This is a genomic window from Micropruina glycogenica (genome assembly GCF_900289045.1).
GTDB classification, from domain to species: domain Bacteria; phylum Actinomycetota; class Actinomycetes; order Propionibacteriales; family Propionibacteriaceae; genus Micropruina; species Micropruina glycogenica.
The window spans coordinates 1,894,379-1,920,526 of the sequence record NZ_LT985188.1 but is presented as its reverse complement, the minus strand read 5'-3'; the positions used below and the strand labels follow the sequence as shown (position 1 = coordinate 1,920,526).

Genomic DNA, 26,148 nt, shown 5'->3' with positions numbered 1-26,148 from the left:
GTGACAGACTGAGGCCCATGCGCCGCATCGTCCAGTCGAAGAAGTTGCAGCACGTCCGCTACGACGTGCGGGGTCCGATTCTGGTCGAAGCGCAGCGGCTCGAAGCCGAGGGCCACAAGATTCTCAAGCTCAACATCGGCAACACAGCGCCGTTCGGGTTCGAAGCCCCCGAGGCGATCGTGGCCGACATCAGCCACCACCTGCCCCACTCGCAGGGCTACTCGGACTCACGCGGCATCTACTCCGCGCGTACCGCGGTGGCGCAGTACTACCAGGCCAAGGGGCTCACCCAGACGACTGTCGACGACGTGTTCATCGGCAACGGCGTGTCTGAGCTCATCATGCTGGTGCTGCAGACCTTCATCGACGACGGCAACGAGATTCTGGTGCCCGCGCCCGACTACCCGCTCTGGACGGGCGCGGTCACGCTGTGCGGCGGCACCCCTGTGCACTACCTCTGCGACGAGAGCAACGGCTGGAACCCCGACCTCGCCGAGATCGAGGCCAAGATCACCGACAAGACCCACGCGCTGGTGATCATCAACCCCAACAACCCCACCGGCGCGGTGTACAGCGAAGAGACCGTCAAGGGCCTGGTCGACATGGCCCGCCGCCACGACCTGGTGGTGATGGCCGACGAGATCTACGAGAAGATCATCTTCGACGACGCGGTGCACCACCACGCGGCCACCTTCGCCGGCGAGGACGTGCTGTGCCTCACCTTCTCGGGCCTGTCGAAGGCCTACCGGGTGTGCGGCTACCGGGCCGGTTGGGTGATGATCTCGGGCCCGCGCCACCTGGCCGGCGACTTTCTCGAAGGCCTCACCCTGCTGGCCAACATGCGCATGTGTTCGAACGTGCCCGCCCAGCACGCCATTCAGACCGCGCTGGGCGGCTACCAGTCGGTGAACGAGCTGATCGTGCCCGGCGGACGCTTCTACGAGCAGTCGAAGCTCGCGTGGCGACTGCTCAACGAGATTCCCGGCGTGAGCTGCGTCGAGCCCGAGGGGGCCCTGTACTGCTTCCCCAAGCTCGACCCGTCCGTGTACCCGATCGACGACGACCAGGCGTTCGTGATCGACCTGCTGCGCAGCAAGAAGCTGCTGGTCACCCACGGCCGCGGTTTCAACTGGCCCGAACCCGACCACTTTCGGCTGGTCACCCTGCCCGACGAGGCGGTGCTCACCGAGGCCATCGTACGCATCGGCGAGTACTTGGCGTCCCTGCGCGCCTGAGCCGGAGGTTGCCCGGCGTGGGGTGGCCAAACACTGCGACTCGACCTGCACGAGTAGTCTGTCTGACGGCGGTCGTCCGTACCGCTGACCCGTTGACGAACGAGGAGTCCATGACCGTCAACCTCGGCATGCCCGCCGCCCCGCCGCCCGTGCTGGCGCCGCGCCGTCCGACCCGGCAGATCAAGGTGGGCAAGGTGCTGGTGGGTGGCGACGCGCCCATTTCGGTGCAGTCGATGACCACCACCAAGACCACCGACATCAACGGCACCCTGCAGCAGATCGCCGAACTGACCGCCACCGGCTGCGACATCGTGCGCGTCGCCGTACCCAGTCAGGACGACGCCGACGTGCTGCACATCATCGCCAAGAAGAGCCAGATTCCGGTCATCGCCGACATTCACTTCCAGCCCAAGTACGTCTACGCCGCGATCGACGCCGGCTGCGCCGCGGTGCGGGTGAACCCGGGCAACATTCGCCAGTTCGACGACCAGGTGAAGGGCATCGCCCAGGCGGCCACCGACGCCGGGGTGTCGATTCGCATCGGCGTCAACGCCGGCTCGCTCGACAAGCGCATCATGGACAAGTACGGCGCCCCCACCCCCGAGGCGCTGGTCGAATCGGCGCTGTGGGAGGCGTCCCTGTTCGAAGAGCACGGCTTTCGCGACTTCAAGATCTCGGTCAAGCACCACGACCCGGTGGTCATGGTGCGCGCCTACGAACTGCTCTCGGACGCCTGCGACTACCCCCTGCACCTCGGGGTCACCGAGGCCGGGCCCAGCTTTCAGGGCACGATCAAGTCGGCCGTCGCGTTCGGCGCGCTGCTCAGCAAGGGCATCGGTGACACCATTCGGGTGTCGCTGTCGGCCCCGCCGGCCAAAGAGGTCAAGGTCGGCATCAAGATTCTCGAATCGCTGAACCTGCGGCCCCGCCAGCTCGAAATCGTGTCGTGCCCCTCGTGCGGACGCGCCCAGGTCGACGTCTACACCCTCGCCGAGAACGTCACCAAGGGTTTGGAGGGCCTCAAGGTGCCGCTGCGCGTGGCGGTGATGGGCTGCGTCGTCAACGGTCCCGGTGAGGCCCGCGAGGCCGACCTGGGGGTGGCGTCCGGCAACGGCAAGGGCCAGATCTTCGTCAAGGGCAAGGTGATCAAGACCGTGCCCGAAGACCAGATCGTCGAAACGTTGATCGCCGAGGCCAACCGCATCGCCGAGGAGGCCCCCGAAGGGTCGCCCGAGGGTGCTCCGTTGGTCTCGGTGAGCTGAGCAGTACCGTCCATGCGCGCGCGGGCACTCGGCACGCGCGACGCGCCGTTGGTGCGCACCCTGCTGGCCGCCAATCCGGTGGCCAACGTCTTCGTCAGTTCACGCATCGATGCCGGACTGCTCTGGCCCGGTTCGCCGGCCACCCTGTACGGCTGGCCGGCCGCCGAACCGCGGCACCTGCTGCACGCCGGTTCGAACCTGGCGCCAGTGTTCGCGACCTGCGACGAGCGCGACCGCGACGCCGCCATCGCCGCCTTCGCCGACGCCATCGGCCCCAACCGGCTGTGCCAGGCGGTGGTGGGCGAGTCGGGCGTGACGCTGGCGCTGCACCGTCACCTCTGCCGGCGTAGCCGCAGCTACGCCGGGCAGCGTGAGGTGCGGCCGCGGCAACCGTTGATGGCGGCCCGGTCGGTGCTGTCCGATCTGCCGCCCGCCCCGGTGCGACAGATCACCATGGCCGAGTTCGACTCGTACTTCGCCGCTGCGGTCGCCATGTACACCGAAGAGGTGGGCGTCGACCCCCTGGGTGGTGGTGGACGGGCCGGCTACCGCGCCCACTGCGAAACCACCGTGCGGTCGAACCGTGCCTACGGCATCGTCACCGAGGGCCAGGTGGTGTTCAAGGCCGACGTCGGCATCAGCTGCGACGGCATCGCCCAGGTGCAGGGGGTGTGGCTGGCCCCGCACCTGCGAGGGCGGGCGCTGGCGGCTCCGGCCATGGCCGAGGCCACCCGGCAGATCCTCGACACCCACGAGGTGGTGTCGCTCTACGTCAACGACTTCAACACCCGCGCCGTGCGCACCTATCTGCGCTGCGGGTTCACCGTGGCGGGCGAGTTCGCCACCGTGTTGTACTGACCCATGGGCAACGAGCACGCGCTGCGCTGGGGCCTGCTCGGCGCCGGCGCAATGGCCGGCAGCTTCGCCGACAACCTGCGCACCGAGGGTTTCACGCTGCAGGCGGTAGGCGCCCGCGACGGTGGCCGGGCGCGCGAGTTCGCCGACCGGTACGGCATCGCGACGGCACACGAGGGGTACGACGCTTTGGTGAACGACCCCACGGTCGACGTGGTCTACGTCAACACCACGCACAACCTCCACGCCGAACACGCGCTGCTGGCCATCGAGGCCGGCAAGCCGGTGCTGGTCGAGAAGGCGTTCACGGTCACCGCTGCCGAGGCCCGGCGGGTGGCCGAAGCCGCCCGGGCTGCAGGCGTGTTCGCGATGGAGGCGATGTGGACGCGGTTTCTGCCGTCCACCGACTTCGTGCGCGAGCGCATCGCCGACGGGTCACTGGGCGACGTGCGCGCGGTGATCACCGACCACAGCCAGAGGCTGACCCATGTGCCACGGCTGAACGACCCGGCCCTGGCCGGGGGTGCGTTGCTCGACCTTGGGGTGTACAACGTCTCGTTCGCGCTCGACCTGCTCGGGCCGCCGTCCGACGTGGTGGCGCGCGGCACGCTCACCGATAGCGGCGTCGACGCCGAGGTGTCGATGATTCTGACCCACGCCGGCGGCGCCCATTGCCACGGGCGATGCTCGCTGCGCTGCTCGGCCCCCAACGGCGGCGTGGTGACGGGCACCGACGGCTACCTGGTTCTCGACGGCTCGTTCTACAACTGGACGCGAGTGCGCCGCTACTCCAGTGGCCACGAACTGCTCGAGACGTTCGAGCCGCAGCGCACCTCGCAGGGCTTGCACTTCGAGGCGCGTGAGGTCGAGCGCTGCGTGGCGCAGGGGCTGACGGAGAGCCCCCGCATGACCCTCGATGACTCCATCGCCGTGATGCAGGTGCTGGATGAGTTGCGCCGCCAGGTCGGCGCGGTGCTGCCACAAGACCTCGTCCGCCCGGAGTGCTGACTCAGCATCATCTACTGATTCAGCACCTTGGTAGCGCCACACCTTCGGAAAAAGCGCCTATACGCTGTAGTGACGGCTGATTCAGCAGTACTGCGCTTGTTTCTGCGCTGGCCGCGAGTAAGGATCGATGCATGACGAACCTCAGTGACGACGGCGCTCGACACTCGCCGTCGGGATTGGACGCGGTGTCGCGGCGCCTCATCGAGTTGCTGCAGGCCGACGGCCGGCAGAGCTACGCCACCATGGCGAAAGAGGTCGGCCTGAGCGAGGCCGCCGTCCGGCAGCGCGTGCAGCGACTGCGCGAGGCCGGTGTGATTCAGATCGTCGCCGTCACGGACCCGATGCAGGTGGGGTTCCGGCGCCAGGCGATGGTGGGCATCAAGGCGTCCGGTGATTTGGCCGCCCTCGCCGCAGCGATCACCGAACTGCCCGAGGCCTCGTACGTGGTCACCACCGCCGGCGCTTTCGATGTGCTCGTCGAGCTGGTCTGCGAAAACGACGATCAGCTCTTCACGCTGCTCAACGATCGCATTCGCGCGCTGGCGGGGGTCTGGGCGGTCGAGGCGTTCGTCTACCTGAGACTCAACAAACAGCACTACGACTGGGGAACCAGATGAGCATCGACACCGCACCCACCACGCTGCGCAGCGGCCTGACCTACCCCGAGGCCGCGCGCGACCACCTGTGGATGCACTTCACCCGGCAGTCGACCTTCGAGCCCGTGCAGGCCGGCGGCCTAGGGGCGGACGTGCCGATCATCGTGCGCGGCAAGGGTCACCTGATCTACGACGACCACGGTCGCGAGTACATCGACGGCCTGGCCGGACTGTTCGTGGTGCAGGTGGGCCACGGACGTGACGAGCTCGCCGAGGCGGCCGCCCGGCAGGCCCGCGAGCTGGCGTTCTTTCCGCTCTGGAGCTACGCGCACCCGCGCGCGATCGAGCTGGCCGACCGGTTGGCCGCGTATGCGCCGGGCGACCTCAACCGGGTGTTCTTCACCACCGGCGGCGGCGAAGCCGTCGAGACCGCCTGGAAGCTGGCCAAGCAATACTACCGGCTCACCGGCCGTCCGGGTAAGCACAAGGTGATCAGCCGCTCGATCGCCTACCACGGCACCCCGCAGGGCGCCCTGTCGATCACCGGCATTCCCGGCGCACGGGCGCCGTTCGAGCCGCTGGTGCCAGGCGCGTTCAAGGTGCCGAACACCAACCAGTACCGCGCGCCCGAGCACCTGCGCGACGACGAAGAGGCGTTCGGCCTGTGGGCCGCCGACCGCATCGCCGAGGCGATCGAGTTCGAGGGGCCTGAAACGGTGGCGGCGGTGTTTCTCGAACCGGTGCAGAACTCGGGCGGCTGCTTTCCGCCGCCCAAGGGCTACTTCCAGCGGGTGCGCGAGATCTGCGACGAATACGACGTGCTGCTGGTCAGCGACGAGGTGATCTGCGCGTTCGGACGCATCGGCTCGATGTTCGCCTGCGACGACTTCGGCTACCAGCCCGACATCATCACCTGCGCCAAGGGCATGACGTCGGGGTACAGCCCAATCGGGGCGATGATCGCGTCCGACCGGTTGTTCGAGCCGTTCAAGCACGGCACCACGTTCTTTCCGCACGGCTACACCTTCGGCGGGCACCCGGTGTCGGCGGCGGTGGCGATGGCCAACCTCGACATCTTCGAGCGCGAGGGCTTGAACGACCACGTGCACGCCAACGCGCCGGCTTTCCGGGCGTCGCTCGAAACACTGCTCGACCTGCCGATCGTGGGCGACGTGCGAGGGGCGGGCTACTTCTACGGCATCGAGTTGGTCAAAGACAAGACCACCCGCGAGACGTTCAACGAGGCGGAGTCGGAGCGGTTGCTGCGCGGCTTCTTGAGCAAGGCGTTGTTCGACGCTGGGTTGTACTGCCGCGCGGACGACCGTGGCGACCCGGTGGTGCAACTGTCGCCGCCGCTGACCATAGGCCCGGCGGAGTTCGCCGATATCACCTCGAGGCTGCGGTCGGTGCTGACGCAGGCGCAGGGCATGCTCTGACGTTCGAGACCGTCGTTGGTCGAGCTTGTCGAGACCGGGAAACTGTTCGCTCCCCAAGGCAAGAGTTATGCACAGCTCAGAGTCGGATGATTTAGTTATCCACAAATTGCTCGATCAGCCTTGTGGTGGGCAATCTGAGTAGTAAAATAGAACACATGAACACTAGCGCGGCGGGGGTGACTGCGGCCGACCGGCTGCGGTCGGCGGTCGCTGCACGGGTCGAGGCCGAGGTCGCTGAAGCGGTGGCCATCGCCGACTTCGCCGCCGAGAACGAGTGGCCCGTCGACGCCGAGATCGAGGTGGTGGGGCAGCGTCCGGCCCGCATCGGGGCCGACGGCACCCCGCTACTCAGCGAGTTCATCGCTCTCGAGATCGCCGCCCTGAAGGGCATCTCGGTCGGGTCGGCGACCTGGCTGATTCGCGACATCGTGAACCTGCGCTACCGGCACCCCCGGTTGTGGGCCAGAATGCGCGCCGGCGACCTGCCCGTGTTTCGAGCCTGCCAGCTCGCCACCCACATCGCACGCTTCACGCTGACCGGCGACCAACTCAACCGCCTCGACGACGAGTTGGCCGCACAGGCGGCCCAATTGCCCTGGCGCCGACTGCTGGGTGTGTGCAACGGGCTGCTCGCCGAACTGGTGCCCGACCAGCTCGTCGACCGCGCCCGGGCCGCCCGCGAGCAGCGCTACGTGCGCAAGCTCGAAACCGACGATCCTTCCGTCGCATACCTGTCGGGGCGGGTCGACACCGCCGACGCCATCTACTTCGACGGCATGCTTGATCGCATCGCCGACATTCTCGCCGGCCAGGGCGACACCGACAGCAAAGACGTTCGCCGTGCCAAGTCACTCGGCATTCTCGCCACCCCGGCCCGCGCCACGCTGCTGCTGGCCGAGGCGGCTGAAACCGACCACGTAGCCGCACAGGCGTTGCGGTCGCGTGCGGGGGAGTTGTTCGACGCCGCCGGTCGTCGCAGGCCACCGCGCCAACAAGACACGCTCTTTGCGTTGGGCGTCAGTGCCGAACGTTCAGCCAATTCGGTTCAGGCCGACCCGGCCGTCGACGATCTGCCGCCCGTCGACCCGGTCGATCAGGTGTGGCTCGCCGCACAGGCGGCCATTCCGAAGATTCGCTGGACCAGTCCCAAGTTGTTGCCGAAGTCAACGGTGTACGTGCATGTGGCGGAGTCCACTCTGATGACCGGACGTGGCCCGGTGCGGGTCGAGAACGTCGGCCCGGTGTCGGCCGCCATGCTCGCCCTGCTGGTCGGCAATACGCGCATTCGCGTGACCCCTGTGCTGCGTCCGTTCGAGAACGTCGCGGTCGACGCCTACGAGATTCCGCGGCGCATTCGTGAGCAGGTTCTGCTGCGCGATCGGGTTGAGATCTTTCCGTTCAGCAGTCGCCTGGCCCGCAACCAACAACTCGACCACACCAAGCCCTACCGCAAGGGGGTAGCCGGTCAGACCCGGGCCGCCAACCTGGGCCCGTTGTCGACCAAGGCGCACCGCGGCAAGACGCACGGGCACTGGCGCCTGGATCAACCCCGGGCAGGCGTCTTCTGGTGGAAATCACCCGCAGGCTTCGAGTATCGCGTCGGCCCGCACGGCACCACCCGCATCGATGACGACGGCTTGCTCGGCCGAGCGTTTCGCAACGCCCTCTGGAAGCACGACCATCACCATGGCGATCAGTCTGAAGAGCCCGATCAGAACCAAGCGTCGGACGCCTGAACCGACGTTCGTCCATGCGAGGACGGATCACCGTGTGAATCGGAACCAACGCGTCCGTCCGGCTTACGGCAGAGTCGGATGTGGCGGGTTGTCTGGTGCAGCCTGTGCCCCAACGAGAGCTGGCCTCCACGACTGTCGGACGTAGGTCCTGTGCCTGCAACTGTGTCCGACGCCTGACCCTGTGCTGTCCCGCTGTAAGAAGCCGACCCCTCGGCCGTCACGGTGTGGTCGTCGCGTCGCGCTAGTACGCTGACCCGCCCAGCGGCTCCGTCGACCGCCACGCGGTCGCCGGTGTGGAGCCGGACGGTCGCGTCGCCGCATCCGACCACGGCGGGGATGCCGAGTTCGCGCGCGACGATCGCGGCGTGGCTGAGGGGTGCTCCGAGGTCGGTCACGATCGCGGCGGCACGGGGGAACAGCGGTGTCCAGCCGATGTTCGTCAGCTGGGTCACCAGGATCTCACCGGGCTGGAGCTCGCCGGCTTCGGCGTATCGGTCGAGTCGGCGGACGGTACCTTCTACCCGCCCGGCAGCGCCGGCGTGCCCTACGACGACGGAGTCGTCCGGCGCCGGCGGGGCCGCGGCGCCGCCCCCGGCGACGAAGAGGGCGGGATCCCGGAGGGGGTCGGCAGCCCAGGCGAACGGGTCGAATCGTCCGACGATCACCCCCGGCAGTACCGGCAGTTCGCGGTAGCCGCGGTAAGCGTCGCGGCGGGTCGGGATGTATTGGTATGCCGCGGTGCCGCCGGTCAGCGCGGCCAGGAGTTCCTCCACGGTGAGCATGAACACGTCCCCACCGATCCCCAGCAACTCGCCCGCCCTGAGTGCGAAGCGGCGGGTGACGCCGATGGTCCGGACTCCTTTTGAGCGGACCGCCTCCCGCAGCGCGGCATGCCGGGCAGCACGACACAGTTGGCCGGCCAGCCGTTTGGCTGCGCGCGGGTCGGCGGCCGCGACCCGGGCGAGCGCCGCGTCGTACGCCTCCTGTTGGCGGCGCCTGAGGTCGGCGACAGTAGTCACATCGTCCAATTCGGCCAGCGAACGCCCCAGCCATTCCGGATCCTCGGACGGTCGCGGCCAGGCCAGTTCGGTCTCGTTGACGCCACGGTGGCCGAACCGGGCGAGGTACTCGTCGCGTCCCATCCGCCCCGCTTCGACCTCGCGCAGCCCCACGGCCGGACCGAGGCTCTCCAACCCGTCCACGAGGCCGGAGAGGTTCGACACCAACGCGGCGGCGGTCTCCTCGCCGTACTGCTCCCGCAGCCGCAACTCCAGGGTGGCGGGGTACGTCGACCCGGACGCGACCACCGCCCAGAACGAGTCGATCCCGAACCGCTGCAACTCCTCGCTCCACAGCTTCCGCAGGTCGTATGGGCGAGAGCAGGCGTTGATCCGTCGAGTGAGTTCACCGCAGGCCGCTCGATGGGTCCGCAGGAAGGCGGGCAGCCGCAGCCGCGTCCAGCCCATCCGGGCCAGGGTGCCGAGTAGTGGAATGCCGACCTCGGTCCAGTCCTCGGCGGTCATGGGCAGTAGCGGGATCTGGATTTCGGGTGGGAGGTCTCCCCACCAACCGGCGAGCTTGCGGTAGGCGTCGCGAGGCTCGACCTTGGCGGCCTTGCCCCGCCTGGAAGTGATCTGGACGGTGAGGTTGGCGTACGGCCGGCCGCCGATGTAGCCGGCCATCTCCCGGCCCCGCAGCGCCATCGAGGGACCGCCGTTGGCCTGCTGGTAGCGAGCCAGGGAAATGGTGAGCGGGGTCTGGGCCTCGGGATTCGCCTCGCTGAGGTTCGTCGCCGACCACAGGCAGGCTCCGCTGAGGGTGTCGTTGGGTTGGGCCGTCTGCGCGTCCCACGGGTTCATTGTGGTGATCGGGCGTGCCTGCAGAATCCAGACCTTCCCTTCGGCGACGGCCCATTCGATGTCCTGGGGAACACCACCGAAAGTGCCCTCGATCCGGTGCGCCTCGGCGTGCAGCGTCTTGGCGTACTCGCGGAGCGACCCCGGCCCCGCGTACTCCCCGGTTGGGCGGGAGAGGGTGAACTGCTCCCCGGTCTGCTCACCTGACACCACGGCCTCGCCGAGCCCGGCGACGACAGTGCCGACCATCCTGCCCAGGTCGCCGGTGAGCGGATCGACGGTGAACAGGACGCCCGCGTACTCCGCCTTGACCATCTCCTGGACGATGACCGCCACCTCCCCCGCCTGGATGCCGGTGGCCTGGGCGTAGGCCGCGACCCGGACGCCGTCGGCGGACCCACGCACGCGTCCGATCGCGCCGACGACCTCGTCGGCGGCGACGTCGAGCACCGTCTCGTAGGCACCGGCGAACGACGCGGCGGCGGAATCCTCCGCGGTCGCCGAGGACCGGACGGCCATCCGGGCACCGGGCTCGAGCCGGCCGAGTTCGGCGTCCAGGGCGAGGCGGGCCGCGGCTGTCAGGCCGGTGTCGCTGAAGCCGCGCGGTAGCACGACCAGCCCGACCGGCACCGGCTGGCCGGCCCGGACAAGAGTGGAAAGCGACCGTGCCTTCCCGCCAACGGAGTTCTCGGTCTCGGGCACAGTCCCGAACCTGTACACCGGTCGGCCCGCCGGGGCGTAGCCCAACCGCGATAGCCGGCCGCACAGCGTACGGCCCACGAACCAGCCGACGAACCAGCCGACCATGCCCGCGAGAGGGGCGACCAGGATGCCCCACAGCTGAAAGCCGGCCGACCACACCCCGCAGACCCCGAAGACGACCGACCCGAGGCTCGCGGACAGGGAGACCGGCCGCCTCGCCCGGCGTTCAGTCAGCATCGGTCGGCCCGCCGGCGAAGATCGCACCCACACCTGGGTGTCGCGCGATCACATCGTCGGCACGGGCCAGAGCGAGGCCGTGGAGCAGATCGCCGAAGACCAACAACCTGTCACCCACCTCGATCCCGAAATCACGCCGGGCCTGCGCCGGGATCACGATCTGGCCGCGATCACTGACGGTGATGGCGCCGTAGAACCGCTTGTTCGAGTCATGAGGGGCAAGGTCGGCTTCGAGGGGGCGGCCTTCTGTCGCCGAGACCCTACCCAGCGACAGCGAGAATCAAGCCCTGCGGTCACGCACGGCCACGTAGGTTGCCGCCGCCGCACACACCCCCAGCGCCCACAACGTGGACGCGCCCGTGCTCACCGCCAGCAGCAGTGCCGACAGCAACGCGACGACCGCACCCCGCCGCGACCACGACCCGGGGGGCAACAGCTTGATCGCGGCCGCCGAACCGAGCAGGTACACCAGGGTGAACGAGCCGGTGGTGAGCAGCATGATCGTGGTCAGCTCCAGGTGCAGCACCGCGGTCGCACCGAGCGATACCAGTGCCAACGCACCCACCACCAGCAGGCTTCGGCGCGGCACCTCGCCGGCGCTGCTGCCCCGCGCCAGCCACACCGGCATGGCCCGGTCGCGACCCAGCGCCGAGCCCAGTTTGGCCGCGCCGGCGAAGTAGGCGTTCATCGCGCCCAGGGTGAGCAGCACCGCCACCACGGCGGTCACCGGACGGGCCGCCGGCCCGATTCCGATCGCCAGCAGGTCAGACAGCGGTGCGTCGCTGTCGCCCGCCGCCGCTCCCAGCACCACGATCGTGGTGGCCGCCAGCGCCAGGTAGAGCACCGAGACGGTGACCAGCGCGATCGCGGTGGCGCGGGGCACCCCGCGGGCCGGGTCGCGATACTCGGCGGCCAGCGACGACACGGCCTCCCAGCCCGCGAACGCCCACACCAACACACCCGCGGCCGACACCACGCCGCCCCAACCGTGGGGCAGCAGCGGGCCCACCGCGTCGAACCGGGCGTGCGGCAGGGCGATCACCACGGTGACGACCATCAACGCGGCCAGCACAGCCGCCAGCACGAGTTGCACGCGGCCAGAGAGCCGCAACCCGGCGTAGTTCATGGCACACACCACCACGATCAGCAGCGCCGACGTGACCAGCACCGTCACGCGGCCGCCACCGATCACGTCGGCCACGTACTGGCCCGCCATCATCGAGGCGGCCGGTGCTCCGATCGGCACCGCCGCATAGAAGCACCAGCCGACCATGGCGGCCACCCGCGGGCCGAACGCCCGGCGGGCGTAGGTCGACACGCCCCCCGAGTCGGGGTAGCGGGCGCCAAGTGCGGCGAAGGTGACGGCCAGCGGCACCGACAACAGCACCAGGGCCTGCCAGGCCAGCAGGCTGGCCGGTCCGGCCCGGTCGGCGGCCAGGGCGGGCAGCGTGATCACACCGGTGCCCAGCACGGCGCCGATGGTGAGCGCCGCGCCCTGGCCGATGGTCAGCCCGCCACCCGCGCCACGCTCGGCCGCCTCTGCAGAAGTCACTGCGCAATCCTGTGCCATGCCTCGATCTGGCCGCAGGCTGGATCGGTTGAAAGTGCCAATCAGCCCCATTCTGAGTGATCCAATCCGTATGATGGGGCGATGCAGTTGCGGTTGTCGCCGGGCACCAGAGGCACGCGGACGGGCGCGCTGTATCGGCAACTGCTCGACGCGATCAGAACCGGACGGCTGGTGCCCGGCGAGCGCCTACCGACCAGCCGCGAGCTTGCCGCCGACCTGCGCATCGCCCTCGGCGCCGGTGTTGGCCAGCGCTCGCACGTGAGCCACCGGGTCGCCGTCGATGGCGGTGCTGTTCCACGGCAGGTCACTCGTCAACGTCGAGGTGGCCACGTGCTTGGGTACGGCGTTGATGAAGTCGGCGAACCCGTCGTTCATGCTGGGCCAGAAACCCGACCATTCCTGCCACAGGGTGCGCCCCATCACCGCGTCGGTGACGGTGGCGATCGTGGTGCCGAGCATCTCGCCCTCTTCGGGGCCGACCGCGTCGAACTGCCACTCGTTGGGCGATTCGTCACCCCGTTGACGCTGCTGAACAGGTGGGCGATGACCTTGCGTGCCATGAGAGTGCCTTTCGTTGTGTGACGTGGTGCGTCTCACGCAGCGACAGGCGTAGCCGGAGCGGGTTCGGGCGCGGGCCTGCGCAGCGAGCCGTACAGCCGCCGGGCGAGCACCAGGCACAGCAGGCCCGCCGCAGCCCACGCCGCGATGAACACCGGCAGGGCAGCGTGGTCGCGCAGCATGAACATCGAGAAGTCCAGGGCGGCGTGCGCGGCGATGGCGATGAGCAGGAACTTCACCCCGCGCCGGTAGGCCAGCACGATCAGTAGCGCGAACACCAGGTGCCCGGCCAGGGCGGGCAGGCGGTCGAGACCGGTGCCGACGAACACCCAGGGACTGGCGCCGGCCAGGGCGTCGCGAGTGGCCTGCGGCAGGGCGTCCGGGGCGAACAGGGCAGCCACCGTGCCGGCCGCGTACGACAGGCCGAACAGCACCGACTCGGCGCCCCCGTGGCCGAGGCCGGCTGAGATCGCACCGTCGCCGTCGCGGTGCCGGCGTAGCGACCCGAGCCGAAACGACAGCCAGCGGGCGAGCTCTTCGCACACCCCGTAGGTCAGGGCGGTCAGGGCCAGCAGCAACACCGGCGGCAGGTTCAGCGAGGGGTACACCATCACGGTGAGCGGCACGTTGACCGCCAGGTTCAGCAGGTAGCACCCGGCGGCGATCAGCGGCGCCGTCCACGGCACACGGGTGCGCCGGCACCAGAGGGTGAGCAGCACGATCGGCAGCACGATCATCAACAGCAACTCAACGGCGATGGCCAGCATTTGGGCAGGGTTCAGCAACATGACGACTCCTTGGTGTGCAGGGTGGGTAGGGGTGGGGGTGGGTTATGACGGGCCGGCGGCGTAGTGGGCGGCCGCTTCGGCGAGTGACCGCAGGGCTTCCAGGTGTGCCGCAAAGGCTGCGCGACCCTGCGGGGTGAGAGCGAACCACGTGCGAGGACGGCGCCCCACATGGCCCTTGATGATCTGCAGATAGCCGACGGCTTCGAGTGCGGTGGCCTGCTTCGACAACACCGAGTCAGACACCTCGATGGCGTCGCGCACGAATGCGAACTCGGCCTTGTCGACGCTCACCAGGCTGGCCATGATCGCGAACCGCACGGGGGAGTGGAAGTTCTCGTCGATGCTCATTGCGCAGCCTCTGTGCGGCGCAGCACGACCCAGGCGCCGACCAGGGGCGAAGCCAACATGCCGACGCCTCCTGCCAGCCACCACGGCCAGGGCAGGTCGTTGCTGGCGCCGACCGTGACGGTGATCACCCAAATGACGGTCCAGGCGGCCATCACACCGGCGTGAATGCGTCCGCCGCCACGCACCATGGTCTGCTGACGGCTGCTGTACAGCGAGATGCCGAGCACCAGAACCAGCCAGACACCGGAGAGCACGAGCGCCCAGGTGCGGCCACGCAGCAGACCGAAGCCCAGCGCGATCAACATCGAGGCGATGCCGAAGATGACGTAGTACCTGGCCAGCCAGCGTGCCGAGCGCTGGGTGCGGGCGCCGAGCCGCTGCGCTTGCGCCAGGGCTTCCGTGGGGTCAAGTTGAGCCATGACGCCAACTTAGCAACTACTTTCCACTTTGGAAAGTACTTTCGTGTCACGCGTACGCAAGCACCGAGATGAGTCCGCCGGCGGCGCCGAGTATCAGCAGCACGACCAACAGCACATGTATGCGGCCGTCCGGCAGGGGAACCCCGGCGCGCAGGGCGGCCGTCGCGCGCTGCAGCCGTCCACCGTGCAGAAACGCGAGCAGGCAGGCGCCCACGGCGGTGAGCACCGCGAGCGAATAGCCCGCCAGGGGGTGCGTCTCGATCAACAACCGTGCGCTGACCAGGCCGCACGCCAGGCCGGCCAGATTCACCCGCTGCCACGACAGCGAGGTGCGCTCGGCCTGCAGCCCGCTGTCCCACGGCGCATGTTGGTGCTGGTCGGACGTCATCAGCTCAACAGCGCGAACGCGGCCAGGCCGGCGATGAGCAGCAGAATGACGGTGAGCATCGGCAGCACCGACGGACGGGCCAGGGCGACCCCGAGCCGCATCGACCGTTCATTGCGAGCCCAACGAGTCAGGCCGGTGACCCCGCACAGCACGCCGCAACAGAGCAGCACCACCGCGGCCGCGATGAACCGGGCACCGGTGGCGGGGGCGAAGTGGGCGAGCGCCGAGATGCCCAGCCCGGCGGTGACGAAGGCCAGGCCGGTGCGGATCCAAGCAAGAAAGGTGCGCTCATTGGCGAGGCTGAACCGGGGGTCCGGATCGTCGCCCACGCCGTACACCCACGCCGGCCAACGTCGCTGGCCCGCCTCGTCGCTCATGGCGGCGATCGTAGCGCCCGGCCCTGCTGGAGCTGACCGGCGCACCCCGTAGAATCGCGGGCACGGGGGAAAGGAAACACCAGTGAGCAACAACGGATCATTTCCGGGCAACGGCGGCCCGGGCTTCGGCAATCAACAGGGCCCGCAGGGCGGGTCGTGGCAGAGCGGTGGGCAGCAGTACCCGCCGGCCGGCCAGCAAGCCGGCTGGGGTCAGCAGAATCCCGGCCAGCAGCCGCCACCGGCCTGGAGCGGTGCACCTGGTCAGCCGACGCCATACGGCCAGCAGCAGTACCCGACTCAGCCGCACTACGCCGCGCAACCCCAATATGGCCAGGGCGGTCCGCAGCAGCCGTGGGGTTACCCGCCGGCGCAGGGCCAGAATCAGTCCCCCAAGAAGTCGAACAAGGCGGTGCTCGGCGTGGTGGGCGGCGTGGTGGGCGTGGCCCTGATCGGCGGCACCGTGTACGCGCTCGGCCGGCCGAACCCCGCACCCGCTCCGACGGTGTCGACCAGCGGACTGTCGACCCCCACCGTGGCCACCGCCAAGGCGTCCGACGTGGTCAGCGCCTACCTGCGGGCGCTCGGCAGCGGCGATTCGGCCACGGCGTTGAGCCTGGCTGCGACCGCGCCCACCGACACCACGTTGCTCACCGACGCCGTGCTCGCCAAGACCACCGCCGGCAAGCTCACCGACATCTCGGTGCCCGACGTGGCCGGCCAGGCCACCAGCGTGACGGCTACCTACAGCCTGAACGGCAAACCGGTCACGGCCACCTTCGCGGTCACCAACGTGGGCGGCCAGTACCGCATGGCGCAGGTGGCGGCCGAGGTCGAACTGGCAGCGATGGCCGACGTGCCGCTGAAGCTGGCGGGCGTGCGTCCCACCGGTGACGTGGTGTCGGTGTTTCCGGGCGTGTACCCGGTGACGCCGGTGAACAAGTACTACTCGATCGGCACCGTCAGCATGGCGGTGAGCGACACCGAAGACGTCACCCCCGACTCGCGAACGGTCGGCCTGAGTTCGGCCGGCAAGAGCGCCATCGTCAAGGCGGCGAACGCCAAATGGAAGGCGTGTCTGAAGTCGCACTCGCTCAGGCCGTCGGGCTGCGGCTTCGGGGTTCGCAGCCGATCGGGCGTGAAACTGATCACCAGTTCGATCAAGTGGACCAAGAAGAGCGGCGCCAAGTGGAGCAGCGCGAAGTTCAAGCTGGTGGCGCCTGGTCTGGCTGAGGCCAAGTCGGCCGCCACCGTGCACTTCTACGCCCGCGACGCCCGGGTGTCGGGCCGCTACTGGTTCAAGGACGTGAAGCTTCAGGGCGTGTCGGCCCTGATCGGGTCGTCGAAGGTGTCGGTCACGTTCTACTGATCAGTCGCTGAGGCCCTCGTCGTGCAACTGGTCGACGTAGCACCAGCGCCAGTGCTCGCCGGGCTCGATCGAGCGCATCACCGGGTGACCGGTCGTTCTGAAGTGCTGGGTGGCGTGCTTGCCCACCGACGAATCGCAGCACGCGATGTGCCCGCAATCCAGGCACATGCGTAACTCGACCGGTTCGAGCCCCAGCCGCACGCAGTCCTCGCACTCGCCGTGCGCCTCGAAGTCGACCTCGGCCGGCACCTGGCCCAGGTGGACGCAGGGCGCGTCGCCGTCGGGTCGGGCTGGGGCTTCGCGCACCTCTCGCTCGCGGTTCTCGCGGTTCTCGAGGGTCGCCTCTTCGACGTCGAGCTCACTGAGCAGCGAACTGAGCACTTCGTGATCGGCGAAGCCGCGGTCGCGAATCTCGAGCAGCTTCTCGCGCTCGCCGGCGATGCCGGCCAGCCGCAGCCGCCGGTACGCCCTGCCGCGGGTCTCGTTGCGGTCGTCCTGCCCCAGCCGCTCCCACGCCAGGTCGATGCGCTGTTTGGCGGTGGCCTTCAGGCGCTTGACCAGCTCTTGGTCACCGGGTTCGGCGGCGTTCTTCAACGCGTCCATGCCCGCGTTGATCGAGCGCTGGGTGACCATCGCCTCTTGCAGGGCGTCCTCGCGCGGGTCGGGGCCGCGCACGCCCAACCGCCGGGTCAGCCACGGCAGGGTGAGCCCGTGAATCAGCAGGGTGCCGGCCACCGTCACCAGGGCGATCAGCAGCAGCACGGGGCGCAGCGGGGTCTCGGCGGGCAGCGTCAGGGCAGCGGCCAGGGTGACGACGCCGCGCATGCCGGCCCACGAAATGATCAGCCCTTCCTGCCACGACAAGGGGTGAAGTCGAGGGCTGAGAAACGGCCGCACCACCATCACGTACACGATGCGCAGCCCGATCACGCTCACCAGTACCGCCAGCGACGCCAGCACGATGGTCAGGTTCGACACCGGGTACTCCGACGCTGCCGCGAGCACCTCGTGGGTGTGTAGGCCGATCAGCAGAAAGACCGTGTTCTCGAGTACGTACTGAATGGTCGTCCAGTTCAACCAGGTCGATACCCGGGCCGTCGCCGAATGCATGGTGGGGGTGACGTGGCCCACCATCAAGCCGGCCACCACCACCGCCAGAACGCCCGAGGCGTGAAAGGTCTCGGCCAGGGCGTAGGCGGCGAACGGAATCAGAAACGTCAGCGTGGTGCTCATCACCGGCTCGGTGATCACCCGGAACAGCCAGATCGACAGTTTGGCCACCACGAAACCGGCCAACGGCCCGACGATCACGGCCAACAGGAAGTCTTGCCCGACCTCCCAGAACGTCACCGCGGCACCCAGGGCGGCCACGGCGGTGCGCAACGACACCAGCGCGGTGGCGTCGTTGAGCAGCGACTCGCCTTCGAGAATCGTCACCACGCGTCGCGGCAACCCCGCGCTGCGCGCCACGGCGACGGCGGCAACGGCGTCGGGCGGCGCCACGATGGCCCCCACGGCGAACGCGGCGGCGAACGGCACCGGCAGCAGCCCCATGATCACCAGCGCCACACCGACGGCGCAGAACAGCACGAACCCGATCGACAACCACCCGATCGCCTTGAGGTTCGCCCTGAAGTCGACCAGCGAGGTGTTCACGGCCGCCGCGTACAGCAGCGGTGGCAGAAAGCCGAACAGCGCCATCTCGGCGGTCAGTTCGGGCAGCGGAAACCACGGCTCGTACGACACCACCGCGCCGACCAGAAGCAGCAGCAGGGGCGCCGGAATGGGCAGCCGGCGACACAGCGCCGTGACCAGCAGCACGGTGCTGACGCAGCCCACCACGAGCAGCAGAACTTCCATCAAGACCTCCCGAGGGCCGAAGTGGCCCTCATTTCACCACGGCGCTGCCATTAGGCTGGCCCCTGCTCGTTCGTCAAGAGAGGTCCCCAACGACGTGATCACCCGTCTGTCCACGCTGTTCGTCCGCACCCTGCGTGAGGATCCGGCCGACGCCGAGGTGGCCAGCCACCGCTGGCTGGTTCGCGCCGGCTACATTCGGCGCGCAGCCCCGGGCATCTACAGCTGGCTGCCGCTGGGCCTGAAGGTGCTCGCCAAGGTCGAGCGCATCGTCCGCGAAGAGATGGACGCCATCGGCGCCCAAGAGGTCCGCTTTCCCGCGCTGCTGCCGCGTGAGCCCTACGAAGCGACGAACCGCTGGACCGAGTACGGGCAGAACCTGTTTCGGCTGCAAGACCGCCGCGGCAACGACTTTCTGCTCGGGCCCACCCACGAAGAGATGTTCACCCTGCTGGTGAAAGACCTCTACAGCTCGTACAAAGACCTGCCGCTGAGCCTGTACCAGATTCAGACCAAGTACCGCGACGAGGCCCGGCCCCGGGCCGGCATTCTGCGCGGCCGCGAGTTCGTGATGAAAGACAGCTACAGCTTCGACGTCGACGACGCGGGCCTGGACGCCTCGTACCAGCGGCATCGTGAGGCCTACATCGCGATCATGAACCGGCTCGGGCTCGAGTTCGTGATCGTCAAGGCCACCTCAGGTGCGATGGGCGGGTCGGCGTCCGAGGAGTTCCTGGCGATCGCCGATTCGGGCGAAGACACCTTCGTGCGCTCGCCCGGCGGCTACGCGGCCAACGTCGAAGCGGTCACGGTGCCGGCGCCCGAGCCGCTCGACTTCGCCGACGCCCCCGCCGCGCGGCGCGTTCCGACCCCCGACACACCCACCATCGCCACCCTGGTCGACCGGGTGAACGCCGAGTACCCGCGCGATGACCGGCCCTGGACGGGCGCCGACACGCTGAAGAACGTGGTCTTTCACTTGGTGTACCCGGGGGGCAAGCGGACGATCCTGGCGATCGGCCTGCCCGGCGACCGCGAGGTCGATATGAAACGCCTCGAAGCGGCGGTCGAGCCGGCCGAGGTGCTGCCGTTCCTCGACGACGACTTCGCCGCCAACCCCGCTCTCAAGAAGGGCTACATCGGGCCCGAGGCGCTAGGGGAGAAGTCGGTCAGCGGGGTGCGCTATCTGGTCGACCCCCGGGTGGTCACCGGCACCCGCTGGGTGACCGGCGCCAACTCCTACGACACGCACGTGATCGACCTGGTCGCCGGCCGCGACTTCAGCCCCGACGGCGTGATCGACGTGGCCGAGGTGCGCGAGGGCGACCCGTCGCCCGACGGCTCGGGCCCCCTGTCGCTGGCCCGCGGCATCGAGATGGGCCACATCTTTCAGCTCGGCCGCAAGTACGCCGAAGCGCTCGGCCTGAAGGTGCTCAACGAGCAGGGCAAGCTGGTCACGGTCACCATGGGCTCCTACGGCGTCGGAGTCTCGCGGGCCGTTGCCGCAGTGGCCGAGACGCACGCCGACGAGCGCGGGCTGGTGTGGCCGCGCGAACTGGCGCCGTTCGACGTGCAGATTCTGGCCACCGGCAAGGACTCCGCGGTGGTCGAGTTCGCCGAGAAGCTGGCCATGGAGTTGTCGGCGGCCGGCATCGACGTGCTGCTCGACGACCGTAAGGCGAGCCCAGGGGTGAAGTTCACCGACGCCGAGATTCTGGGCGTCCCGACGGCCGTGGTGGTCGGACGGGGCCTGGCCGACGGCCTGATCGAGGTGCGCGACCGCGCCAGCGGCGAGCGGTCCGAGTTGTCGGTGCACGGAGCGACCGAGGCGCTGGTCGCGCTGCTGCTGTCCTGATGACCGCGGGCCTGGAGCTGCCCCTGCTCACCCTGGCATTGCTGGTGCTGGCGTCCTTTCTGGCGGGTTGGATCGACGCGGTGGTGGGCGGGGGCGGCTTGATTCAGTTGCCCGCACTGCTGATCGGGCTGCCGCCCGACACCCCGGTGGCCACCATTGCGGGCACGAACAAGCTGCCGTCGTTCATGGGCACGCTGACCGCGAGCCTCACCTACCTGCGCACCATCAAGGTCGACTGGGGGCTGGCGTGGCCGCTGCTGGTCGCCGCGGCGATCGGGTCGTGGACGGGGGCGCAGCTCACCCACTTTCTGCCCCGGCAGCACTTCACGCCGCTGGTGCTGTTCGCCGTGGTGAGCGTGGGTTGGTACACGTGGCGGCGGCCGAATCTCGGGTTGCACGCCGCGGTGAAGCACACCGGCAACGACGCGCGACTGCGCATGGCGGCCATCGGCCTGGTGGTGGGGTTGTGGGACGGCTTCATCGGGCCCGGCACCGGAACCTTCTTCGTGCTCGCCCTGGTGAGCGTGATCGGGCACGACTTTCTGGCCTCGACCGCACTGGCGAAACTGGCGAACCTCACCACCAACGCGTCCGCGATCGTGGCGTTCGCGATCACCGGCAACATTCTGTGGGGCCTCGGCCTGGCGATGGGGGTGGCGAACCTGACCGGCGGCTACCTCGGCGCCCGCACCGCCCTGACCCGCGGCAACGCGTTCATTCGCAAGGTCTGTCTGCTGGTGGTCGGGGCCCTGGCGATCAAGCTGGCCTGGGACACCTTCTTCACCTACTGGGGCTGAACGCCAGATTCACGCCGGCCAGCCCGGCCAGCGCAGCGCGTTGCCGCCGAAACGAACCAGGGCGGTGTTGGCGCCCGCGAGGGCGCCCACACCCACGCTGCGTTCCGACTTGACGGCAGTGCCCGCCACCCACCCACCGAAGATCGGCAGGGCCGCGGTTTCGGTCTGAACGGCGAGGGCGAACGCCCCCGCTCGGTTGCGTGCCGGACGCAGGTCGTAGCCGATCGGCGGCGGGCCGGCACTCGCTTCGGAGCCGACGGCCAGCACGTTCTCGCGCAGCGTTCGCCACGCGCGCAACCGCTGCTGCAGCAGGTGCTGATCGTCGGCGGTCAGCGACGGTGCCGCGATCGCCAGCTCGTAGCTGTAGGCGGCCTGAAGGCACATCGCCAGCACCTTCTCGCGGGTCGTCGCGGTCAGGTCGGGGGTGAGCCCGGTGTCGTCGTCGCCCCGCTTGGCGAACCCGACCGACAGCCGTGTCGCCATGGTGCTGCTGAACGCGGCCAGCGACGCCCACAGCAGCGCCGCCTCGCCCTCGGCGGGCAACGCCCTGGCCCGGTGCTCGGCGGCCAGGGTGGCCAACAGCGCAGTGAGGGCGGCGTAGGTCGCCTTCGCCGTCGCGGTGGTCACCTTCTTGGCGGACGGCAGCGGCGTGGTCACCTGTTGCCGGCGGGCCGGGTCGCTCGACAGCAGCACCCGCGCGTGGGCGTCCACCGCCTTGGCGAACCAGCGCAACGAGGCCACCTGACGGGCCGATAGCGTCCACGCCTCGGCGTGATCGATCAGGTGGTCGGCCAGCGCCCTGGCGCGCGCCAGTTGCCCGGGCAGGTCGGGTGCCGCGGCCACCGGCAGCGGCGAGGGCGGGTTCCACGGCAGCGTGACGTTCACCACGCCGCAGCCGGCCATGCCGGTCAGCCCGAGCGCGCCGCCGATCAGCAATGCACGCCGTCCGATCACGGCCCCGACGCTACCGGTTAAACTCGACCCGACAACTGCACCGCACAATCGCATCGAGACAATTGCATCGAGGAGGACGTTCCGTGGAACCGGCAACCGTCACGTCACTGGTGGCCCCCGTGGTCGCCTCCTGTGGTCTCGAAGTCGATCGGGTCGACGTTCTGCCCGCCGGCAAGCGCCGCGTGGTGCGCATCTTTCTCGACGGCGACGGCCCCGAGGGCCGCGGCCCGTCCTTGGACGAGATCGCCGACGCCACCCGGGCCATCTCGAAGGTGCTCGACGACGCGCCCGCCATGGGCAGCCAACCGTGGACGCTCGAGGTCAGCTCGCGGGGCGTCAGCCGTCCGCTCACCGAAGAGAAGCACTTTCGGCGCAACGTCGGACGGCTGGTGGCCCTGACCACCGAGTCGGAGCGACTGACCGGCCGCATCGTGGCCGTCGCCGACGGGCGACTCACCCTCGATGTCGAGGGTGAGCAGCGCACGGTGCCGCTGCAGCAGATCGACAAGGCCCAGGTGAAGCTCGAGCTCAACCGCAGCCTCGACGACGAACAGGAGTGATCATGGACATCGACATGGAGGCGCTGCGCGCCCTCGAACGCGATCGCGAGATTCCGATGACGGTGCTGGTCGAGGCGCTCGAAGACGCCATGCTCAACGCCTATGAGAAGACCGACCACCACGTGGCCGGGTCGCGGGTGCAGCTCGACCGCAAAACGGGCCGGGTCACCGTGTTCGCTCCCGAACTCGACGACGAGGGGCAGAAGATCGGCGAGTACGACAACACTCCCGACAACTTCGGACGGGTCGCCGCCGCCACCGCCCGCCAGGTGATTTACCAGCGCATCCGGCAGGCCGAAGACGATCAGAAGTACGGTCACTTCTCGGCCGTCGAGGGTGACATTCTGCTCGGCGTCGTGCAACAGGACCGCGACTCGCGCACCGTGCGGGTCGACCTGGGCAGCATCGAGGCGATCATGCCGCAGGCCGAACAGGTGGCCGGTGAGGTCTACTCGCACGGCAAGCGGCTGCGGGTCTACGTGGTGAGCGTGCGGCGTGAACTGCGCGGCCCGCAGGTGGTGGTGTCGCGCACCCACCCCAACCTGGTGCAGAAACTGTTCAGGCTCGAGGTGCCCGAGATCGAACAGGGCATCGTCGAGATCAAGGCGATCGCTCGCGAGGCCGGTCACCGCACCAAGATCGCCGTGCAGTCGCACAACCCCGACGTATCGGCCAAGGGCGCCTGCATCGGCCCCATGGGGCAGCGGGTGCGCGCGGTGATGCACGAACTGAACGAAGAGAAGATCGACATCGTCGACTGGTCGGCCGACCCCACGGTGTTCGTCAAAGAGGCGCTGTCGCCGGCGAAGGTCAGCCAGGTGATCGTCACCGACGAGGCGGCTCGGTCGTGCCGGGCGATCGTGCCCGACTATCAGCTCTCGTTGGCGATCGGACGCGAGGGTCAGAACGCTCGGCTGGCCGCTCGGCTGACCGGCTGGCGCATCGACATCAGGCCCGACACCCAGGCGTAGCGTCACGCACCCGGCGGTCGCGGTAGGAGCGAGTGCCGGGTGCGTAGATAGGTCCCGTCGGAGGGGATCAGCGGCTCAACCGTCCAGGGGGATCGGCTGCAGCTCGGCCGGCGGGGGGTCTGTGGGTCAGGCGGACGGGCTCGCGGTCGGCTGGGCGCTGGACGAGCGGCTCGCCCGCTGCTCGGCGCGCACCTCTTCGATGGCCTTGGTGACCGTGGCCTCGTCGATGCCGAGCTTCTCGGCGATCGCTTTGGCCAGCTTCTCTTCCATACCCGAGCGATCGAAACCGCCGCCGGAGGGTCGCGCGCCAGGGCTGGCCTGCGTGCCGTCGCTGGGCGCGTCACCCGGCTGACCGCCGTCGGTCGGCTGACCGCTGGGCCGGTTGGCCTGCATCACCGACTGGATGGCCTCGGTCACCTTGGCCTCATCGACGCCGAGCTTCTTGGCCAGCGCGGGGGCGAGGTTGCTCATGCCCATGCCGCCAGCGCCACCGCCGCCGGGGCCGCCGCGGCCCGAGCCCTGACCGCCTCCTTGAGAGGCTTGTGCGGCCGGCTGCGCCTGCGACTCGCTGGTGCTGCTGCCCAGGGCGTACGAGACGCCGAACACCGCCCCCGCCCCGATCACGGCCGCGCCGATGGCCAGCCCGGTCTTCTGCTTGCTTTCCATGAGAACAGTGAGCCGGGCTCGGCTGGCAGGGCGCTGATCCGCGCCTGGGACTCTGCTGTGAGTCGCCCGGTGATCAGGCGCCGTTGCGCACTGCCCCCTGAATGGCCGTCCAGGCGGCCGCGACGGCGGGCCTGGTGCGCAACTGCCGCAGGGTCACCAGGTAGAAGGTGTTGATGGGGGAGTCCTCGGGCTCAACCAGCACCACCAACTCGCCCGCGGCAAGCTCGGAGGCGCACAGGTAGCGGGGCAGGGCGCTGATTCCGGCGCCCTCGATCACCAGCCGTCGTACTGTTCGCAGGTCGGGCACAGTGACTCTCGACGCCGCCGGCGGCGGCGCGCCGAGCACGTGGCGCCTCCATAGTCTGATGATCGACTGCTGCCCGTCGTAGCTCACCAGCGGCAGAGCGCCCAGAGTTGCTGCGGGGCGGTCACGCAAGGCACGCGGAGCCAGGCCGGCCGCCAGGCGGGGTGCGGCCACCAGCACGAACTCCTCGTCGAGCAGCGGCTGCCACACAGTCCGCTTGGGCGGCTTGGCGGTGCTCACCACCAGGTCGAGGGTGCCGGCGGTCAGGCCTTGCTGCAGGTCGGCGGCAAGGCCCAGCGTGACGTGCGTGGTCAGCCCGCCCGCCGCCAGGCCGGCCAGCGCAGAGGGCAGCACGTACTCGGTGAACTCGGCCGGTGCCCCGAGGCGCAGCGTTGCGCCCGCCAGGCCCGACTGGCCGCCCAGCGATTCGGCCACCGACTCCAGTTCTGCCAGGGGCAGGTGCAGTCGCGCGGCGAGTTCGTCGGCGGCCGGTGTCGCGCGGCAGCCGCGTGCGTCTCCTTCGAACAGCCGGGTTGCGGTGTGGCCCTCCAGCGAGCGCAAACGCGCCGTCACGGTGGGTTGCGACACGCCTAAGAGCTTTGCCGCGCCGGTCAGCGTGCCGGTGCGGTGAATGGCGGCGAAGGTGCGCAGCAACTCGAGATCCACCGGGTCGGAGACGGCAGCAACCTATCAGAATTCCGATAATGACTATGCCGTCACTGGCGTAGCGCCGATGGCTCGTGAGGCCCGACAGTGAGTGACGCACTCATCACCTTTCAGATCGGAGCCACGATGAATGATCGACCGTCTCGCGTCTTGGTCGTGACGACCAGCCATGACGACCTGGGCGGCCGCCGCCGCACGGGCGCCTACGCGCCCGAGGTGGCGATTCCCTGGGTCGCCTTCACCGAGGCCGGCCTGGCGGTCGACCTCGCCTCGGTGGCGGGCGGGCGACCACCCTTCGACGGCCTCGACACCGCCGACCCCGACCAGCAGGCCTTCTTCGCCGGTGCCGACCTCGACGCCGCGCCGGCCCTGGCCGAGGTCGACCTCGCCCGCTACGGGGCCGTCTTCTTCGCCGGCGGACACGGCATCATTCGGGACTTCACGAGCCCGGTCGTCGGTGCCGCTGCCTCGGCGGTGTGGGCCGCCGGCGGTCTGGTGGCCTCGGTCTGCCACGGCCCGGCGGCGCTGGTGGGTGCCGTCGATACCTCCGGGCAGCCGCTGGTGCGGGGCCGCGCCGTGACCGGCTTCAGCAACGCTGAAGAGCGCGCGGCCCGAGTCGACGACGTGGTGCCGGTTCTGCTGGCCGACCGGCTGGCCGAACTGGGTGCCGACTACCGCGAAGCCCCGGCCTTCACCGAGCACGTGGTGGTGGACGGCCGGTTGATCACGGGCCAGAACCCCGCAATCGACCGAACGTGTCGCGGTTGAGGTGTTGGCGCGA

Annotated in this window: 26 protein-coding genes; 13 read left to right on the top strand and 13 right to left on the bottom strand. The window is 69.2% G+C overall.

Going from position 1 to position 26,148, the window contains the following annotated elements; translation table 11 throughout:
* Positions 1 to 17 precede the first annotated feature (17 nt).
* The 7 genes from MPLG2_RS09010 (at position 18) to MPLG2_RS08980 (ending at position 8,128) form a co-directional block, all read left to right on the top strand.
* Entirely contained in the window at positions 18 to 1,235 is a 1,218-nt protein-coding gene (locus MPLG2_RS09010) for a pyridoxal phosphate-dependent aminotransferase (protein WP_105185841.1), read from the top strand.
* Positions 1,236 to 1,345: 110 nt separating this feature from the next.
* Positions 1,346 to 2,497 carry a flavodoxin-dependent (E)-4-hydroxy-3-methylbut-2-enyl-diphosphate synthase gene (gene ispG, locus MPLG2_RS09005; RefSeq protein WP_105185840.1) on the top strand — a complete coding sequence of 384 codons (1,152 nt, stop codon included), beginning with the start codon at positions 1,346 to 1,348 and terminating at the stop codon, positions 2,495 to 2,497.
* A gap of 12 nt (positions 2,498 to 2,509) precedes the next feature.
* Positions 2,510 to 3,355 carry a GNAT family N-acetyltransferase gene (locus MPLG2_RS09000; protein ID WP_105185839.1) on the top strand — a complete coding sequence of 282 codons (846 nt, stop codon included), beginning with the start codon at positions 2,510 to 2,512 and terminating at the stop codon, positions 3,353 to 3,355.
* Positions 3,356 to 3,358: 3 nt separating this feature from the next.
* Positions 3,359 to 4,360: a Gfo/Idh/MocA family protein gene (locus MPLG2_RS08995; protein WP_105185838.1), complete on the top strand. Its 1,002-nt coding sequence runs from the start codon at positions 3,359 to 3,361 to the stop codon at positions 4,358 to 4,360.
* 131 nt (positions 4,361 to 4,491) lie between these two features.
* Complete coding sequence (locus MPLG2_RS08990) at positions 4,492 to 4,977, top strand: Lrp/AsnC family transcriptional regulator (protein WP_105185837.1); 486 nt, start codon at positions 4,492 to 4,494, stop codon at positions 4,975 to 4,977.
* A complete protein-coding gene (locus MPLG2_RS08985; protein WP_105185836.1) occupies positions 4,974 to 6,392 on the top strand; it encodes an aspartate aminotransferase family protein in 1,419 nt (472 codons plus the stop codon). Before MPLG2_RS08990 ends, MPLG2_RS08985 begins: the two co-directional genes overlap by 4 nt.
* A gap of 155 nt (positions 6,393 to 6,547) precedes the next feature.
* Positions 6,548 to 8,128, top strand: a complete 1,581-nt coding sequence (locus tag MPLG2_RS08980) for a DUF222 domain-containing protein (RefSeq protein ID WP_158681014.1) — start codon at positions 6,548 to 6,550, stop codon at positions 8,126 to 8,128.
* Here MPLG2_RS08980 and MPLG2_RS08975 read toward each other — a convergent pair.
* From MPLG2_RS08975 to MPLG2_RS08935, 9 genes are all read right to left on the bottom strand, one after another.
* Entirely contained in the window at positions 8,104 to 10,923 is a 2,820-nt protein-coding gene (locus MPLG2_RS08975) for a PEP/pyruvate-binding domain-containing protein (RefSeq protein WP_105185834.1), read from the bottom strand. The genes MPLG2_RS08980 and MPLG2_RS08975 overlap by 25 nt on opposite strands.
* Positions 10,913 to 11,107, bottom strand: coding sequence for an AbrB/MazE/SpoVT family DNA-binding domain-containing protein (locus MPLG2_RS19005; protein WP_269459186.1), 195 nt, complete (start codon positions 11,105 to 11,107; stop codon positions 10,913 to 10,915). The genes MPLG2_RS08975 and MPLG2_RS19005 overlap by 11 nt, the downstream gene beginning before the upstream one ends.
* Positions 11,108 to 11,203: 96 nt before the next feature.
* On the bottom strand, positions 11,204 to 12,475 hold the full coding sequence (locus MPLG2_RS08965; RefSeq protein ID WP_231935936.1) for an APC family permease: 1,272 nt from the start codon (positions 12,473 to 12,475) through the stop codon (positions 11,204 to 11,206).
* Positions 12,476 to 12,679: 204 nt separating this feature from the next.
* Entirely contained in the window at positions 12,680 to 12,952 is a 273-nt protein-coding gene (locus MPLG2_RS19395) for a hypothetical protein (protein ID WP_231935934.1), read from the bottom strand.
* Positions 12,953 to 13,086: 134 nt separating this feature from the next.
* On the bottom strand, positions 13,087 to 13,839 hold the full coding sequence (locus MPLG2_RS08955; protein ID WP_105185830.1) for a YhfC family glutamic-type intramembrane protease: 753 nt from the start codon (positions 13,837 to 13,839) through the stop codon (positions 13,087 to 13,089).
* A 42-nt stretch (positions 13,840 to 13,881) separates the two neighbouring features.
* The gene (locus MPLG2_RS08950) at positions 13,882 to 14,187 is read right to left on the bottom strand and encodes a winged helix-turn-helix domain-containing protein (protein ID WP_105185829.1); all 306 of its coding nucleotides are present in this window, start codon (positions 14,185 to 14,187) and stop codon (positions 13,882 to 13,884) included.
* Positions 14,184 to 14,606 carry a hypothetical protein gene (locus MPLG2_RS08945; protein WP_105185828.1) on the bottom strand — a complete coding sequence of 141 codons (423 nt, stop codon included), beginning with the start codon at positions 14,604 to 14,606 and terminating at the stop codon, positions 14,184 to 14,186. The genes MPLG2_RS08950 and MPLG2_RS08945 overlap by 4 nt, the downstream gene beginning before the upstream one ends.
* 46 nt (positions 14,607 to 14,652) lie before the next feature.
* Positions 14,653 to 14,994 (bottom strand): DUF202 domain-containing protein, encoded by a 342-nt coding sequence (locus tag MPLG2_RS08940; protein ID WP_105185827.1) that lies wholly within the window; start codon positions 14,992 to 14,994, stop codon positions 14,653 to 14,655.
* Positions 14,994 to 15,371, bottom strand: a complete 378-nt coding sequence (locus tag MPLG2_RS08935; protein WP_105185826.1) for a YidH family protein — start codon at positions 15,369 to 15,371, stop codon at positions 14,994 to 14,996. Before MPLG2_RS08935 ends, MPLG2_RS08940 begins: the two co-directional genes overlap by 1 nt.
* An 82-nt stretch (positions 15,372 to 15,453) precedes the next feature.
* Between MPLG2_RS08935 and MPLG2_RS08930 the strand changes: the two genes are divergently transcribed.
* Entirely contained in the window at positions 15,454 to 16,737 is a 1,284-nt protein-coding gene (locus tag MPLG2_RS08930) for a hypothetical protein (protein WP_105185825.1), read from the top strand.
* On the opposite strand, the gene MPLG2_RS08925 is transcribed toward MPLG2_RS08930, so the two are convergent.
* Positions 16,738 to 18,597 carry a Na+/H+ antiporter gene (locus MPLG2_RS08925; RefSeq protein ID WP_105185824.1) on the bottom strand — a complete coding sequence of 620 codons (1,860 nt, stop codon included), beginning with the start codon at positions 18,595 to 18,597 and terminating at the stop codon, positions 16,738 to 16,740.
* Positions 18,598 to 18,691: 94 nt separating this feature from the next.
* Between MPLG2_RS08925 and MPLG2_RS08920 the strand changes: the two genes are divergently transcribed.
* Positions 18,692 to 20,449: a proline--tRNA ligase gene (locus MPLG2_RS08920; protein ID WP_105185823.1), complete on the top strand. Its 1,758-nt coding sequence runs from the start codon at positions 18,692 to 18,694 to the stop codon at positions 20,447 to 20,449.
* Positions 20,449 to 21,246, top strand: coding sequence for a sulfite exporter TauE/SafE family protein (locus tag MPLG2_RS08915; protein WP_105185822.1), 798 nt, complete (start codon positions 20,449 to 20,451; stop codon positions 21,244 to 21,246). Before MPLG2_RS08920 ends, MPLG2_RS08915 begins: the two co-directional genes overlap by 1 nt.
* A 9-nt stretch (positions 21,247 to 21,255) precedes the next feature.
* Here MPLG2_RS08915 and MPLG2_RS08910 read toward each other — a convergent pair whose 3' ends face one another.
* Positions 21,256 to 22,200 carry a hypothetical protein gene (locus MPLG2_RS08910; protein WP_158681012.1) on the bottom strand — a complete coding sequence of 315 codons (945 nt, stop codon included), beginning with the start codon at positions 22,198 to 22,200 and terminating at the stop codon, positions 21,256 to 21,258.
* Positions 22,201 to 22,283: 83 nt separating this feature from the next.
* Here MPLG2_RS08910 and rimP point away from each other — a divergent pair, with 83 nt between their 5' ends.
* Together rimP and nusA are read left to right on the top strand one after the other, a co-directional pair.
* Entirely contained in the window at positions 22,284 to 22,760 is a 477-nt protein-coding gene (gene rimP, locus MPLG2_RS08905) for a ribosome maturation factor RimP (protein WP_231935932.1), read from the top strand.
* Positions 22,761 to 22,762: 2 nt separating this feature from the next.
* Positions 22,763 to 23,731 (top strand): transcription termination factor NusA, encoded by a 969-nt coding sequence (gene nusA, locus MPLG2_RS08900; RefSeq protein WP_105185819.1) that lies wholly within the window; start codon positions 22,763 to 22,765, stop codon positions 23,729 to 23,731.
* A 126-nt stretch (positions 23,732 to 23,857) separates the two neighbouring features.
* On the opposite strand, the gene MPLG2_RS08895 is transcribed toward nusA, so the two are convergent.
* Complete coding sequence (locus tag MPLG2_RS08895; protein WP_105185818.1) at positions 23,858 to 24,397, bottom strand: Clp protease N-terminal domain-containing protein; 540 nt, start codon at positions 24,395 to 24,397, stop codon at positions 23,858 to 23,860.
* A 73-nt stretch (positions 24,398 to 24,470) separates the two neighbouring features.
* On the bottom strand, positions 24,471 to 25,367 hold the full coding sequence (locus tag MPLG2_RS08890) for a LysR family transcriptional regulator (protein WP_105185817.1): 897 nt from the start codon (positions 25,365 to 25,367) through the stop codon (positions 24,471 to 24,473).
* Positions 25,368 to 25,523: 156 nt separating this feature from the next.
* Here MPLG2_RS08890 and MPLG2_RS08885 point away from each other — a divergent pair, with 156 nt between their 5' ends.
* Positions 25,524 to 26,135, top strand: coding sequence for a type 1 glutamine amidotransferase domain-containing protein (locus MPLG2_RS08885; RefSeq protein ID WP_197710130.1), 612 nt, complete (start codon positions 25,524 to 25,526; stop codon positions 26,133 to 26,135).
* Positions 26,136 to 26,148 lie beyond the last annotated feature (13 nt).